Annotated in this window: 15 protein-coding genes; 9 read left to right on the forward strand and 6 right to left on the reverse strand. The window is 67.6% G+C overall.

From position 1 onward, the window contains the following. The first annotated feature begins 12 nt into the window (after positions 1-12). Positions 13-1,599, forward strand: coding sequence for a citramalate synthase (gene cimA, locus IEX71_RS01200; RefSeq protein ID WP_188835150.1), 1,587 nt, complete (start codon positions 13-15; stop codon positions 1,597-1,599). A 70-nt stretch (positions 1,600-1,669) separates the two neighbouring features. Here cimA and IEX71_RS01205 read toward each other — a convergent pair whose 3' ends face one another. After that, positions 1,670-2,557, reverse strand: coding sequence for a 3-methyladenine DNA glycosylase (locus IEX71_RS01205; RefSeq protein WP_188835151.1), 888 nt, complete (start codon positions 2,555-2,557; stop codon positions 1,670-1,672). A 124-nt stretch (positions 2,558-2,681) separates the two neighbouring features. Here IEX71_RS01205 and IEX71_RS01210 point away from each other — a divergent pair, with 124 nt between their 5' ends. From IEX71_RS01210 to IEX71_RS01225, 4 genes are all read left to right on the forward strand, one after another. Then, a complete protein-coding gene (locus IEX71_RS01210; protein ID WP_188835152.1) occupies positions 2,682-3,563 on the forward strand; it encodes an SGNH/GDSL hydrolase family protein in 882 nt (293 codons plus the stop codon). 172 nt (positions 3,564-3,735) lie between these two features. Further along, positions 3,736-4,518 (forward strand): fumarylacetoacetate hydrolase family protein, encoded by a 783-nt coding sequence (locus tag IEX71_RS01215; protein WP_188835153.1) that lies wholly within the window; start codon positions 3,736-3,738, stop codon positions 4,516-4,518. Positions 4,519-4,608: 90 nt separating this feature from the next. Then, positions 4,609-5,499: a glutamate racemase gene (gene murI / locus IEX71_RS01220; RefSeq protein ID WP_188835818.1), complete on the forward strand. Its 891-nt coding sequence runs from the start codon at positions 4,609-4,611 to the stop codon at positions 5,497-5,499. A 79-nt stretch (positions 5,500-5,578) separates the two neighbouring features. Further along, complete coding sequence (locus tag IEX71_RS01225; RefSeq protein WP_188835154.1) at positions 5,579-6,361, forward strand: MBL fold metallo-hydrolase; 783 nt, start codon at positions 5,579-5,581, stop codon at positions 6,359-6,361. A 35-nt stretch (positions 6,362-6,396) separates the two neighbouring features. On the opposite strand, the gene IEX71_RS01230 is transcribed toward IEX71_RS01225, so the two are convergent. From IEX71_RS01230 to IEX71_RS01245, 5 genes are read right to left on the reverse strand one after another with little or no spacing between them, the layout of a single operon-like run. After that, on the reverse strand, positions 6,397-6,762 hold the full coding sequence (locus IEX71_RS01230; protein ID WP_229749363.1) for a GatB/YqeY domain-containing protein: 366 nt from the start codon (positions 6,760-6,762) through the stop codon (positions 6,397-6,399). Further along, positions 6,759-7,973, reverse strand: coding sequence for a TFIIB-type zinc ribbon-containing protein (locus IEX71_RS01235; RefSeq protein WP_188835155.1), 1,215 nt, complete (start codon positions 7,971-7,973; stop codon positions 6,759-6,761). The genes IEX71_RS01230 and IEX71_RS01235 overlap by 4 nt, the downstream gene beginning before the upstream one ends. A 4-nt stretch (positions 7,974-7,977) precedes the next feature. Then, positions 7,978-8,751 (reverse strand): SPFH domain-containing protein, encoded by a 774-nt coding sequence (locus IEX71_RS01240; protein ID WP_229749364.1) that lies wholly within the window; start codon positions 8,749-8,751, stop codon positions 7,978-7,980. Beyond that, positions 8,657-9,136, reverse strand: a complete 480-nt coding sequence (locus IEX71_RS22345; RefSeq protein WP_229749365.1) for an SPFH domain-containing protein — start codon at positions 9,134-9,136, stop codon at positions 8,657-8,659. The genes IEX71_RS01240 and IEX71_RS22345 overlap by 95 nt, the downstream gene beginning before the upstream one ends. A 10-nt stretch (positions 9,137-9,146) precedes the next feature. Continuing rightward, on the reverse strand, positions 9,147-10,412 hold the full coding sequence (locus IEX71_RS01245; protein WP_188835156.1) for an MFS transporter: 1,266 nt from the start codon (positions 10,410-10,412) through the stop codon (positions 9,147-9,149). 70 nt (positions 10,413-10,482) lie between these two features. On the opposite strand from IEX71_RS01245, the gene IEX71_RS01250 reads away from it, so the two are divergent. The 4 genes from IEX71_RS01250 (at position 10,483) to IEX71_RS01265 (ending at position 14,110) form a co-directional block, all read left to right on the forward strand. Then, a complete protein-coding gene (locus IEX71_RS01250; protein ID WP_188835157.1) occupies positions 10,483-10,986 on the forward strand; it encodes a MarR family winged helix-turn-helix transcriptional regulator in 504 nt (167 codons plus the stop codon). A gap of 135 nt (positions 10,987-11,121) precedes the next feature. Continuing rightward, the gene (rph, locus tag IEX71_RS01255; protein ID WP_188835158.1) at positions 11,122-11,880 is read left to right on the forward strand and encodes a ribonuclease PH; all 759 of its coding nucleotides are present in this window, start codon (positions 11,122-11,124) and stop codon (positions 11,878-11,880) included. After that, the gene (rdgB, locus tag IEX71_RS01260) at positions 11,877-12,485 is read left to right on the forward strand and encodes an RdgB/HAM1 family non-canonical purine NTP pyrophosphatase (protein ID WP_188835159.1); all 609 of its coding nucleotides are present in this window, start codon (positions 11,877-11,879) and stop codon (positions 12,483-12,485) included. The genes rph and rdgB overlap by 4 nt, the downstream gene beginning before the upstream one ends. Positions 12,486-12,517: 32 nt before the next feature. After that, positions 12,518-14,110, forward strand: a complete 1,593-nt coding sequence (locus IEX71_RS01265) for a molybdopterin-dependent oxidoreductase (protein WP_229749366.1) — start codon at positions 12,518-12,520, stop codon at positions 14,108-14,110. Positions 14,111-14,113: the final 3 nt, after the last annotated feature.

Raw genomic sequence — 14,113 nt, forward strand, 5'->3', positions numbered from 1 at the left:
AAAGGCGCAACGATGACCGACTTCCACGTCTACGACACGACCCTGCGGGACGGCGCCCAGCAGGAGGGTCTGAACCTGTCGGTGGCCGACAAGTTGGCGATTGCGGCCTACTTGGACGAGTTGGGTGTGGGCTTCATCGAAGGCGGTTGGCCGGGCGCGAACCCCAAGGACACCGAGTTCTTCGCCCGCGCCCGCACCGAGTTGCACCTGCAGAACGCCACGCTGGCTGCCTTCGGGTCGACCCGCCGGGCACATGCTGTGGCGGCCGACGATCCGCAGGTGCGTGCGCTGCTGGATGCGCAGACCGATGTCGTCACGCTGGTCGCGAAGTCGCACTCCCGGCACGTCACCGAAGCCCTGCACACCACGCTGGACGAGAACCTGGCGATGGTCTCGGACACTGTGAGTTTCCTTGTCCGAGAGGGTCGTTCGGTCTTTCTGGATGCGGAGCACTTCTTCGACGGCTATCGCACCGACCCGGCATACGCACTGGAGGTCGTGCGGATCGCCGCCGAGGCCGGTGCCTCGGTGATCGCGCTGTGCGACACCAACGGCGGCATGCTGCCGCCTCAGGTGACCGATGTCGTCGGCGACGTGCTGACCTGCACCCAGGCTCGGCTCGGCATCCACTGCCACAACGACACCGGCTGCGCGGTCGCCAACTCGCTGGCCGCGGTGCAGGCCGGCGCCGACCACGTGCAGGGCACCATCAACGGGTATGGCGAGCGCACCGGCAACGCCGACCTGGTGACCGTCGTCAGCAACCTGCAGTTGAAGCTGGGCCAGCAGGTCGTCGCACCGGAGCGTCTCGGCCGCGCCCTGCACCTCAGCCATGCCATCAGCGAGGTCACCAACGTCGTGCCCTACGGGCGTCAGCCGTATGTCGGGGCGAGTGCTTTCGCGCACAAGGCCGGCCTGCACGCGTCCGCACTCAAGGTGGATCCCGACCTCTACCAGCACACCGACCCGGCGCTGGTCGGCAACTCCATGCGCACCCTCGTGTCCGACATGGCCGGCCGGGCGAGCATCGAGCTGAAGGCCAAGGAGCTCGGGTACGACCTGACGCACGACCCGCAACTGGCCGCTCGCACCGTCAAGCGGGTCAAGGAGCTGGAGCAGCAGGGCTGGACCTTCGACGCGGCCGACGCGTCCTTCGAACTGCTCCTGCGCGAGGAGGTCACGGGCGAACCGCTCAGCTACTTCGACGCCGAGTCGTGGCGGGTCATCATGGACTCCACGGGCGGCAGCGAGCCCTCCCTGTCAGAAGCGACCGTCAAACTGTCCGCCGCCGGCAAGCGCACCGTCGCCACCGGCGAGGGCAACGGCCCGGTCAACGCCCTGGACCACGCGTTGCGCCAAGCGCTCGCCGACGCCTACCCGGAGCTGGCGGCCTTCGAGCTGATCGACTTCCGGGTGCGCATCCTGGACGCCTCGCACGGCACCGACGCCACGACGCGGGTGCTGATCGAGACCAGCGACGAGAACGGCAGCTGGCAGACCCTCGGCGTGGCACCGAACATCGTGCACGCCAGCTGGGTCGCGCTGGTCGACTCGTTCACCTACGGACTGCTCAAGCGCGGCGTCGAGCCTCGAAAGTGATGCCGAGAGGACAGGCAACGATCGAGAGGACAGGCGATTCGGTCCGAAATCGGCCCAATCGCCTGTCCTTTCAATGCATCGCCTGTCCTGTCGGCGAAGGGGGCGGCGAGAGCAAGTCGTCGCAGACGGCGATCAGGCGACGGCGCAGCTCTTGGCCGCGGGCGGCGAATTCCTTTTGCCGGCGGACGTATTCGGCCTTGCCCTCGGGTGTTTCGATGCGCACCGGTTGGTATCCCAGCTCACTCAGGTCGTATGGCGAGGCCTCCATGTCGAGCACCCGCACGTCGCGAGCCAGCTCGAAGCACTCCAGCACCAGATCACTGGGGATCGCCGGCGTCAGCTTGTAGGCCCACTTGTAGAGGTCCATCCCGGCGTGCAGGCAACCAGGTTGCTCCAGGGCGACCTGCCGCTCACGGGTCGGCTGCACGGTGTTGCGCGGTCGGGCGTCCTCGGTGAAGAAGCGGAAGGCGTCGTAGTGCGAGCAGCGCACCGTATGGCGCTCGACGACCTCGTCGGTGCCGGCGCTGCCCAGCCGCAACGGCCAGTCCTCGTGACGTATGTCGCCGGACCGGTAGACCATCGCCCACTCGTGCAGCCCGAAACAGCCCAGGGCCGGTGCGCGTCCCTCGGTCGCGGACAGCAGCGAACTGATGAAGCGCACGGTCGAGCCACGCTTGGCGAGGAACTGCGGCAGGTCGACCTCCGCGGCGCCGTCGACCTGCCGGTGCAGCGGCCAGCTCGCCCGGTCGCCGGCGTCCTCGAGCGCGACCCCGACACCGGGATGCCAGCGCCGCAACCGGCTGGGACGGTGGGAGTAGTAGGTGAAGAGGAAGTCCTCGACCGGATGAGCGCGCCCACCCCGGCGGCGCTGCCGATGCGCGGCCGTCAACTCGTCGACCCGGTGCTCGTGCGCTGCGGCGAGAGGGGCCCAGGCGGCATACGGGAGACGGGTCGACATCTACTCGAGTTTATCTTTCGCGAAGTCGGTGGTCCGGGTCGCTTCCGTCGTTACAGTGAATCTGCTCAGGCCGTACCGAGGCTCATGCTGCCTCCTGTGTCTGTATCGAAAAGGAGCCACCCCCATGCGCCGTCAGCTCTCCGTTGTCGCGGCCGTCGGCATCGCCGCGGCAACCGTCTCGCTTCCGATGACCGCAGCTGACGCCTCGCCGACGCGGACGACGACGGTCGTGCGGGCCGCGACGACGACCGCCCCGCAGTGGTACCTCGCGCTCGGCGACTCGCTCGCCGCCGGGTACCAGCCCGGCAAGGGCGATGACAAGACCGGCGGGTATGTCGGTGGGGCACTGCAGATGCTCAAGCTGCAGAACCCCAACATCGGACTGACCAACTACGCGTGCTCGGGGGAGGACACCAAGACCTTCACCAGCGGCGCGATCTGCGGCGGCAACGACCCGGCGAAGAGCCAGCAGGCCAAGGCGCTGGCCTTCCTCAAGGCGCACGCCAACACCCGGGGCGTCATCACGATCGACTTGGGAGCCAACGACATACAGCGTTGTGTCAAGGGCACCAACATCGACTTCGCCTGCCTCCAGGGCGGCCTGACGGACGTCGCGACCAAGCTGCCGGCGATCCTCCAGACACTGCACAAGGCCGCGCCCAACTCCAAGATCGTGGTCCTCAACTACTACAACCCGTTCCTGGCCGCCTACCTGCTCGGCACGCAGGGCCAGCAGATCGCCAAGGCGTCCGAGGGGTTGGCGACGACGTTCAACGGCGAGATCGCCACAGCGGCCAAGACGATCAACGCACCGGTCGCCGACATCGCCAAGGCCTTCCTCAGCGATGCCGACACCCCGATGGTCACCACCTCGTTCGGGAAGGTGCCGACCAACGTCGCGCGCATCTGCACCTGGACGTGGATGTGCAGCATGCAGAACATCCACGCCAACGACGCCGGTTACACGTTGATGTGGTGGACGCTGGCTCCCCACCTCAAGCCGTGAGCGGAAACCCGAACGACACGATCGACTGTGCGGTCGGAGTCGGGGTCCCCGCGAAGTATTCGGGGGAGCGGGTCGGGGCCCCCGCGAAGTATCGGGGGAGCGAAGCGGAGGAGAACTTCGTGGGGTGACGAAGCGGAGGAGAAACTTCGTGGGGTGACTATAGGGTGACTCGGTGCGCATCGCGAGATACACCACTGGTGAGGACCCGACGTTCGGACTGGTCGACGGAGCAGGCGAGAAGATCGCCGAGATCTCCGGCGACCCGCTCTACACGAAGATCCAGCTGACCGGCGTGACGACGACCGTCGACGAGGTCCGGTTGCTGTCACCGGTGATCCCACGCTCGAAGGTCATCGGGATCGGCCGCAACTACGCCGAGCACGCGGCGGAGCTGGGTCACGACGTGCCGGCGGAGCCGCTGATGTTCCTGATCCCCAACACCGCCGTCGCCGGGCCCGGCGACCCGGTCGTGATGCCGCCGCAGTCCGAACGCGTCGACTACGAGGGCGAACTCGCGGTCATCATCGGCCGCATGTGCAAGGACATCGAGCCGGACGAAGCACGGTCGGTGATCTTCGGCTACACCTGCGCCAACGACGTCACCGCACGGGATCTGCAGAAGTCCGACGGTCAGTGGTCGCGTGCCAAGGGCTTCGACACCTTCTGCCCGCTCGGTCCGTGGATCGAGACCGACCTCGACCCGACGCAGCAACACGTTGTCACCCGGCTCGACGGCGAGACGGTGCAGGACGGCACCAGCGCCGACATGATCTTCGACGTCGCGACCCTGGTGTCCTACGTGTCCAAGGCGTTCACCCTGTTGCCGGGTGACGTCATACTCACCGGCACTCCGGAAGGTGTTGGTCCGGTGCAACCCGGCCAGCGGGTGTCCGTCGAGATCGGCGATATCGGCGTCCTGGACAACCCGTTCGTCCGGCACGGGGCCGAGGACTGAGCTCGCGCTCCGGTGTGACGAGTTCGACTCTTGAACCGGCGAGTACGTACTCGAGAACGCCTTAGGCTGGAAAGCGTGTCCGATACGCCGATTCGTTCCTCATCGTCGACCAGGCCCGCGCCTGATGAGGCGTCCTCCGGCCGCGCTCACGCACCGATCGGGATCTTCGACAGCGGGTATGGCGGTCTGACCGTCGCCCGTGCGGTGCTCGATCAGTTGCCGCACGAGTCGATCGCCTACCTCGGCGACACCGCCCGGGCGCCATACGGACCACGACCGATCGGTGAGGTGCGTGCGCTCGCGCTGGAGTGTCTCGACCGGCTCGTCGACCACGGCGTCAAGGCGCTGGTGATCGCCTGCAACACGGCGTCGGCGGCCGTGTTGCACGACGCCCGTGAGCGGTATGACGTCCCACTCGTCGAGGTCATCCGTCCTGCTGTCCGGCGTGCCGTGCGTGCGACCACCAACGGTCGGGTCGGTGTCATCTCCACCCGAGGCACCTACCAGTCGCGGGCCTATCCGGACGCGTTCACCGCAGCGCCCGATCTGCATGTCGCGAGTGTGCCGTGCCCGCGTTTCGTGGAGTTCGTCGAGGCCGGCGTCACCGGTGGCCCGGAGCTGCTGGAGTGCGCGCGGTCCTATCTGCAGCCGCTGAAGCAGGACGATGTGGACACGCTGGTGCTGGGTTGCACGCACTACCCGTTGCTGACCGGCGTCATCTCCTACGTCATGGGCGAGGGCGTCACCCTGGTGTCGTCCGCGGAGGAGACCGCCAAGGACCTCTACCGGGTGCTGGCCGACGCGGACCTGCTCCGTGCGGACACCGACGACACCCCGGGGCATTCGTTCACCACGACGGGTGACCCGGACGAATTCCGAAGACTCGCAAAGCGATTCCTCGGTCTTGGGCCGGAGTTCGACCACGTCTTCACCGGCAATTTCCGGCACGGAAGTTCTTCACGACAAGGACAGGAAGCATGAGAGCCGCCGCGTTGCAGGGAGCTTGCGACCTGCGACGCAGACGGATCTCAGGCCTCATGGTGCAGCAGAAGGAAGTCTCATGAAGCTGACGATCGTGGGCTGTGCCGGGTCGTTCGCCGGACCGGATTCGCCCGCTTCCTCCTATCTGTTGCAGGCGCAGCACGAGGGCCGGACCTGGAACCTCGTGCTGGATCTGGGCAACGGCGCACTGGGTTCTCTGCAGCGGTTCATCGACCCGTTGGCCATCGACGCCATCGTGCTGTCCCACCTGCACCCCGATCACTGCGCGGACCTGTCCGGGCTGCACGTCGTCCTGCGCTACCACCCCGTGCACCCACAGACCGTCACCGTGCCGGTGTGGGGTCCGGTCGGCACCGACCTGCGCGTCGCCCGCGCCGCCGGTGTCACCGATGAGGAAGCCACCCAACCGGCGCTGCTGAAGCCGGAGTTCGACTTCCGCGAGCTCGCCGACCTGACGTCGTTCACGGTCGGGCCGTTCACCGTGACTGCACACCGCGTGAACCACCCGGTCGAGGCGTTCGGCCTGCGGGTCGAGGCCGATGGCAAGGTGCTGGCCTACACCGGCGACACCGACAGCACGCCCGCGTTGACCCCGTTGCTCACCGGCGCCGACCTGGCGCTCGCGGACTCGGCGTTCTGCGACGAGACCGACGACGCCGAAGGCATCCACCTGTCCGGCCGGCGTGCAGCCGAAGCCGCCGTCACCGCCGGTGGTGTGCGGCGGCTGATGCTCACACACATCCCGGCGTGGCACGACCGTGAGGTATGCCGCAACCAGGCCGCCGCAGTGTGGCCCGGAGACGTGGAGCTCGCCGAGCCGTTCGCGTCATACGACGTTTGAAGGAAGCGGCGTCGGTGGAGGCCCTTGGACCCCTGTCAGAAGTCGCAGGCTCCGTTCAAGTCGGCGTATGACGCGATGACCGCGGCCTCCGCACGCAGGCGCTCCGCACTGTCCGGGGCGGCCGCTACGCACTCGTCCGCGGCGGCGTGACGCTCGTCCACCTCGCTCCGCATGATGTCCCGCAGTTGCGTAGGGGTGAGTTCGCGGCGAGCGGTCTCCGTCGTGCCGACACCGACAGAGGCGTCCTCGATCGCGCCGGCACTGGCGGCGGTCGGCACCGACTCCGCGTTGTCGATCGCGGACAGCGCCGAGCGCAACGCTGACATCGCAGTCCGATCACGTTGCCGCAGAGCGGTTTTCAGGTCGTCGCGCAGGAGGTCTCGCAGCTCGGTCGCATTCATCGGGTCATCTTGACAGCCAGCACAACGATCGCGACAACGATTATCGCCAGCAGCACCGCGAACGCGATCTTGACCTTGCTCCACGGCCGGCGTCCCTGGACCTCTCCGGTGACGCCGTTGATGAAGACCTGGAACGGCTTGCCCTCGAAAGTCACTGTCATCAACCACACGGGCAGCAACAGCTGGGCGAAGGTCAGGGCGTTGAAGCTGGTGCGGACCTGGTCGATCTGCTGCTCGTCGCCACCGATGTCCCGACGGATGGTCGAGCGGATGACGTTGTCCATCTGACCTCTCGCGCCGTGCTCGAATCGCTGCTGCGCGTCCTCGTCGTAGGTGCGGCTGAGGTGGCCGGCTACATACTGCGGGGAGTAGGGCTGCGCCGACGGAATCGGCCACGGCTCGAGCTCGACGACCTTCTTGTGATCCAGACCGGTGTTGGCCGGCTCGAGAACGTCCCGGAAGTCGTTGCCGACACGGCCGGAGGTGGGCCACCATCGCGTGCGCGTCTCCGTATGCCGGTCCTCGCCGCTGCCGACCGTCACGGTGTAGTGATCACCGCGTTGGCCGGTGTAGTCGGTGACGGTCTGGGCGTCATACGTGAAGTAGCTCAGGTAGATGCTGGTGAACGACCCGAGCTCGCGGTAGGTCTTGAACTCGCGCGGCGCGAACCACCGGCTGTTGATCCACTCGAGGATCTTGGTGTGTGCGGTGTCCTGATCGATCTGGAACGGGAGCACGCCGTCCACGGGGAGACGCTCGGGTGCCTTCTGTAGGTCGTTGCGCTGGATGGGTGTCGCGCAGTAAGGGCATTTGGTGGCGGTCAGCGTTCCCTCGAATGACGTTGTGCCACCGCAGTTCTGGCAGACGACTTCGCGCGTCAGCGATTGCGGTCCACCCCGCTCGCCGGCCCGGACGCGCTCCGCGAGTTGCTGCATGGCCTGCCCGAGATCGCGTTTGGTGACGGTGCCCCGGGGTGCGCTGAGCGCCTCGTGGTGTCCGCACGAGCGGCACACCAGCTCATGGTGACCGGGGTGATAGAAGAGGTTGGCGCCGCACTGCGGACACGGGTAGGTGCGGGTTTCCTCCGACACCTGGAACTGCGCCGGGTCCTGCAGGGCACCCGGATCGGGCAGCGGCGCCGGTTGCGGGAGAGGGGGCGGCTGCGGCAGGTTGACAGGTTGTGGCAGCGGCGGCAGCCGGTCGTCGGTCATCGCGTCATTCGGCCGGCGGGGCGGGTGGCGTTGCCGGCGGAGCGGTCGGCGGCAACGGTGGCGGGGTGGGGGCGAACAGTGGCGCGAGCTCGGGCACCTTGCCGGCGGCGGCCCAGGCCGGCATACCGGCCGCCCACACCAGCGACTGTGGCGCCACTTGGCCCGACTCACGCAGCTGATCGACGGTGAACGGCCCCTGCTGCTGACCGTTGACCGCCAGATAGAAGGTCTTGCCGCCGGGCAGCGGCGGGGGAGTGCCGGCCGGTGCGCCGCCGAGCGAGCCGGCGGTCTGGCCGGCCATCTGGGCGCCCATCGCCGCACCCATGCCGGCGGCCATCATCTGGCCCATGGCGCCGCCACCCGGATTGCCGGCCGCGGTCGTCATGGCTTCGGCGGCCATCGCCTGCTGGTAGCGCTGCATGTCGCCGAGGTTGCCGGTCCAGCCGGAAGCCTCGACACCCTTGGCGACGCCGCGGGTCATCGCGTTGGTGATCTCGTCCGGCAGCGAGATGTTCATGGTGATCGAGTCGATGCCCAGGCCGTATTCGTCGTCGACGCGCTCGGCGACGAAGTCGCGCAGCTTGCCGGACAACTCGACCTGCTTGCCCTGCAGGTCGATGACGCCGAGTTTGGTCTCCATGATCATGTCGGAGAACGCGAGGGTGATGACCCGGCGCAGCAGTTCACCGATCTCGTCGATGTCGACGCGGCTGTCGGTGCCGATGACCTCCCGCAGGAAGATCGTGCGGGTCGACCACCCGCACGATGCACAGGCCATTGGCCCGCAGCTGCACCATCTTGAAATCGGGATCCCGCACGGTCACGGGATTGGCTGTGCCCCAACGGAAATCGGTCACCGGACGGGTGTTGATGAAGTAGACCTCGCTGCGGAACGGGCTGTTGAAGCCGTGCTGCCAGCCCTGCATGGTCGCCAGCAGCGGGAGGTTCTCGGTGGTGAGCTCGTACATACCAGGGCCGAACCGGTCGGCCAGCTTGCCGGTGTGGACGAAGACGGCTTCCTGTCCCTCGCGGACGATCAGCTTCGCGCCGTTCTTGATCTCGTTGTTGTAGCGCGGGAAGCGCCACGCCAGTGCCGAGTGTGAGTCGTCGATCCACTCGATGATGTCGACGAGTTCGCCCCTGAGCTTGTCCATGAGTCCCATGACGGACAGCTTAGGTATGGCGCGCGTCCGCCGCAGCGACGACGGCGGGATCCGGCCCGGTCTCCGGCTCCGGATCAGTTCGTCGCAGATCGCGGCTGCTTCGCCAGGCAAGTGGTGCGAGCGCGCAGCAGGCGAGGACCGGTGCACAGCCGAGCAGCACCGGCTTGATCCCGAAGTAGGCTGCGAGCGGCCCGGCGAGGGCGCTGCCGAGCGGCATACCGACGAACGAGACGAGCATGTCCCAGGAGGCCACTCGGGCGAGCAGATGGTGCGGAACGTGATCCTGGATCGCGGTCTCCCACATCACGCTGAAGAACATCAGCCCGGCATACCCGATGAGGCCGGTGACGATCACGGTGTCGAGCCGACCGGGCCAGACGTAGCCCGCTGCCCACAGCGGCATGAGTGCGCAGGTGAGCCAGCCGATGCGCAACGGATATTTGGGGCTCACCCGGAAGGCGATGGCGCTGCCGATCAGGCCGCCCGCACCCTCTGCGGCCGCGATGAAGCCGAACGCGTGCGCGCCGCCGAGGTCGCGCAACGCGATGACCTGAACCAGCACGAGGAGGACGCCGTTCGCGACGTGATAGACCCCGGCTGCGACGACGCCGACGAACAACCAGTCGCGTTCGCGCATCGCCCGCCAGCCGGTGCGCAGGTCGGTGACGAAGCTATCCCGATCGTCACCGCGTATGACGACCGCGCGCACCCGCCATACAGTTGCACACGAGGCGAGGTAGGTCGCGGCGTTGATGAAGAAGCCCGTTGGGGCGCCGGCGAATCCGACGATGATGCCGGCGAGTGCGGGACCGACGATCAAGCTGACACCCTGGAGCACGCTCAGCACGGCGTTCCCGCGCTGGCGCTGGTCGACGCGCACCAGGGTGGGCTTCAGGGACTGCATTGCCGGCTGGAAGAAGGCCCCCGCGGCTCCGGCGACCACGGTCAGCGGCGCGAGCATCGCGAACGACGCGAACCCGGTCGCGAAGACCAGCCCGGTGAGGGCGGCGACGACCGCGCGCACCAGGTCCGACCAGATCATCACCGAGCGCGGCGAGAGCCGATCGCTCCACACGCCGCCGGCGAGCGTGAAGATGGTGCGGCTGACCATGAGCACGGCCATGAGGGAGCCGAGCTCGCCCACCGATCCGCCGTGCAACAGGATGCCGACGGAGAGCGCGATCGGCTGGAATGCGTTGCCCAGCCACGACAGGCCCTGGCCTGCGGCGACCAGCCGGAAGTCGCTGGGGAGCCGATGAGTGTTGCCCGAGGTCATGGATTCAAGAATAGTTCGGTGACGAACTGTTCGTCAACGAATTATATGTTGACGTACTAACCTCGGGGGTATGACGAAGGGCCAGGACTCGATCGACCTGCACGTGGCGCGCTGGGCTGCGCTGTGGGAGGGCAACCCGGCCTTCGACGGTGAGATCGAAGGTGCGATGACCCGCATGCAGTTCATCCTGCGGGCGAAGAATCGGCGCGATGCGGCAGCGTTCGCCGGGCAGGACTTCACGATGGAGGACTACGACACCCTGCATCATCTGATGGTGCAGCCCTATCCCACGGAGGCGACGCCGACGCAGCTGGCCGAGGCCGTGGGCGTCACCAAGGCGTCGATGACAGGTCGGCTGGATCGGCTGGAGCGGTCGGGGATGATCACTCGTGAGACCGACAGCGCGAACCGGCGCCGGGTGCTCGTCCGGCCGACGCGGGCGGGGCGCGAAGCGTGGGACAAGTACGTGCACGCCGGGATGCGCCGTGAGCAGGAGGTGCTCGGAGCGCTGAGTGCCAAGGAGTTGGTGGCGTTGAATGCATTGCTGCGCAAGGCGATTCTCGGCCTCGAGTGATCCGAGCCGTCCACTGATCGAGCGGCATACCCCTGCATTGAGGGGCATATCGATTCCGCCCGATTCAATATGCCGCTCAATCACAAGGTATGCCGGTCAATCAGACGGGAGGGGCGTCCTCCTACGCTGGCACGCATGACTGATCACGTGACCCGCCATGACGGCCGAGCCCCCGACCAACTGCGCGACGTGCGCATCACCCGCAACTGGCTCGACCACGCCGAGGGCAGCGTGTTGGTGGAGTTCGGCAAGACCCGCGTGCTCGTAGCGGCATCGTTCACCGCCGGCGTCCCGCGCTGGCTGGCCGGACAGGGGACCGGCTGGGTCACCGCCGAGTACGAGATGCTGCCGCGCTCGACCAACACCCGCTCCAGCCGTGAGTCGCGCAAGGGCAAGGTCGGCGGACGCACGCATGAGATCTCGCGGCTGATCGGTCGTTCGCTGCGCGCCGTCATCGACACCAAGGCACTGGGCGAGAACACCATCGTGCTCGACTGCGACGTGCTGCAGGCCGACGGCGGCACCCGCACCGCGTCCATCACCGGTGCGTATGTCGCGCTGGTCGACGCCGTGGCCGACGCGCGCGAGCGTGGCCTGATCGCGGCGAAGGCACAGCCGCTGACCGGTTCCATCGCCGCGGTGAGCGTCGGCATCGTCAAGGGTCAGCCGGTCCTGGACCTGGACTACCCGGAGGACTCGACCGCCGAGACCGACATGAATGTCGTCATGACCGGCGAGGGCGGTTTCGTCGAGGTGCAGGGCACCGCGGAGGGCGCGCCCTTCGACCGGAACGAGCTCGATGCGTTGCTCGCCCTGGCCGAGAAGGGGATCGGCGATCTGACGGCACTGCAGCAGGAGGCCCTCGAGGCTCCCGCTCGGGAGCGCGCGAAGTGACCAAGCTCGTCCTCGCGACGCGCAACGAGGGCAAGCTGCGCGAGATGCGCCAGCTGGTCGCGGAGGTGCCCGCGCTGTCCGATGTCGAGGTCGTCTCCGTGGCGACCTTCGACGGCGTCGACGACGTCGTGGAGACGGGCGTGACTTTCCTGGAGAACTCCTCGTTGAAGGCTCATGCGGTCGCGAAAGCCACGGGACTGCCTGCGATCGCAGATGACTCGGGACTCGCGGTCGACGTGCTCGGCGGCTGCCCGGGTGTCTTCTCGGCCCGCTGGTCCGGCACTCACGGCGCCGACCAGGCGAACATCGACCTGCTGCTGGCGCAGACCGGCGACGTGCCGGCCGAGAAGCTGACGGCACGGTTCGTGTGTTGTGTGGTGCTTGCGCTTCCCGACGGCACGGAACGTTCGCGCATCGGTGAGCTGCCCGGCCTGATCACGCGGAACCAGCGCGGGGACAACGGGTTCGGCTACGACCCGATCTTCGAGTTGCCCGATGGGCGTTCCCTGGCCGAACTCGGCGCGGAGGAGAAGAACTCGATCTCACACCGTGGCAACGCGCTGCGCGCGCTGCGGCAGGACATTACGGAGTTGTTAGGACAATAGGCCGTCCGCGGCGCCGGTGCGACGATGGAGACGTGCTACACGAACATGTCGAAGCGTCGCAGGACTCCCGGTCGTCGGGGTCGCCCACGACACGCCACGGGGTGCTGGCCGCTGCCGGTGGTTTCGCCGCGGGCGTCGTCACGGTGGGCATCGCCGAGTTCCTTGCCGGTGTCCTGCTCCGCCAGGGGTGGAGCGACGGCACGCCGTCCCCGGTGCTCGCGGTCGGTGGCGCGTTCATCGACCGGACGCCGGCGTGGCTGAAGACCTTCGCGATCGACACGTTCGGCACGAACGACAAACACGTGTTGCTCGGCGGGATCGCCGTCGTGCTGGTCCTGCTCAGCCTGCTGATCGGGTGGTTGCTGCCGCGGCGCTTCACGGCCGCATTGACCACGTTCGTCGTTCTCATCATGGTCGCGGCGGCGGCCGTCACCTCGAGGCCGCATGCAGGCGCCGTGGACCTGGCGCCGTTGCTCGTCGGTGCGGCCGCCGGCCTGATCACTCTGCACCTGTGGCGCGAACACGTGTTGCGGGTCCACGCCGGCGCCGACGCGCCCCGTTCGATCGACCGCCGGTCGGTGCTGCTCGGAGCGGGAGCTGCCGGCGTCGCCGTGCTGCTCGGATCGGTCGGTCGTGCCTGGGGGAACGGCGCTCGCGCGGTGCAGGCCGCACGTGACTCCTTCGTGATGCCGCACGTTCGACGGAAGGTCACTCCGCCTCCCGGCGCGTCGGTGGGGGTGAAGGGTGTGACGCCGTACATCGTCCCGAACGGTGACTTCTATCGGATCGACACGGCGCTCGTTGTGCCCCAGGTCGACCCGGCGTCGTGGCGCTTGCGCGTGACCGGAATGGTCGAGCACGAGATCGAGATCGACTGGGACACCTTGCTTTCCAAGCAGATGCAGGAGGCCATGGTCACCCTCATGTGTGTCTCCAACGAGGTCGGTGGGCACCTTAACGGCAACGCTGTCTGGACGGGTTGGCCGGTCCGTGAGTTGCTGAAGCAGGCAGGCGTCAAGCCGGGGGCCGACATGGTGCTGTCGCGCAGCGTCGACGGATTCACCGCCGGGACTCCCTTGGAAGCGATGACCGACGACCGCAACGCCCTGATCGCGGTCGCGATGAACGGCGAGGCACTGCCGGCCGAGCACGGCTTCCCGGTGCGGCTGGTCGTCCCCGGCCTCTACGGCTACGTCTCTGCGACGAAGTGGCTCAGTGAACTGAAGCTGACGACGTTCGAGCAGGATGCCGGCTACTGGACACCGCGTGGCTGGTCGGCACTCGGCCCGGTGAAGACCGCATCACGCATCGACGTCCCACGCAGCGGTGCCAAGGTCGACGCAGGCACCGTCGCGGTCGCCGGTGTGGCATGGCGTCAGCACGTGGGGATCTCAAAGGTCCAGGTCAAGGTCGACGACGGCGGCTGGCAGGACGCCCGGCTGGGTGCCGCCGGCAACTCCGACGTATGGCGGCAGTGGGTCTACCAGTGGGACGCGAAGCCCGGGCACCACACGCTCACCGTGCGTGCGATCGATGCCGACGGTGGCGTCCAGATCGAGGAGCCCGCGCCGCCCGCGCCGAACGGTTCGACCGGATATCACTCGATCTCGATCACCGTTCGGTGAGAA

The sequence above is a fragment of the Flexivirga endophytica genome (genome assembly GCF_014640635.1).
In the GTDB taxonomy this organism is placed as follows: Bacteria; Actinomycetota; Actinomycetes; order Actinomycetales; family Dermatophilaceae; genus Flexivirga; species Flexivirga endophytica.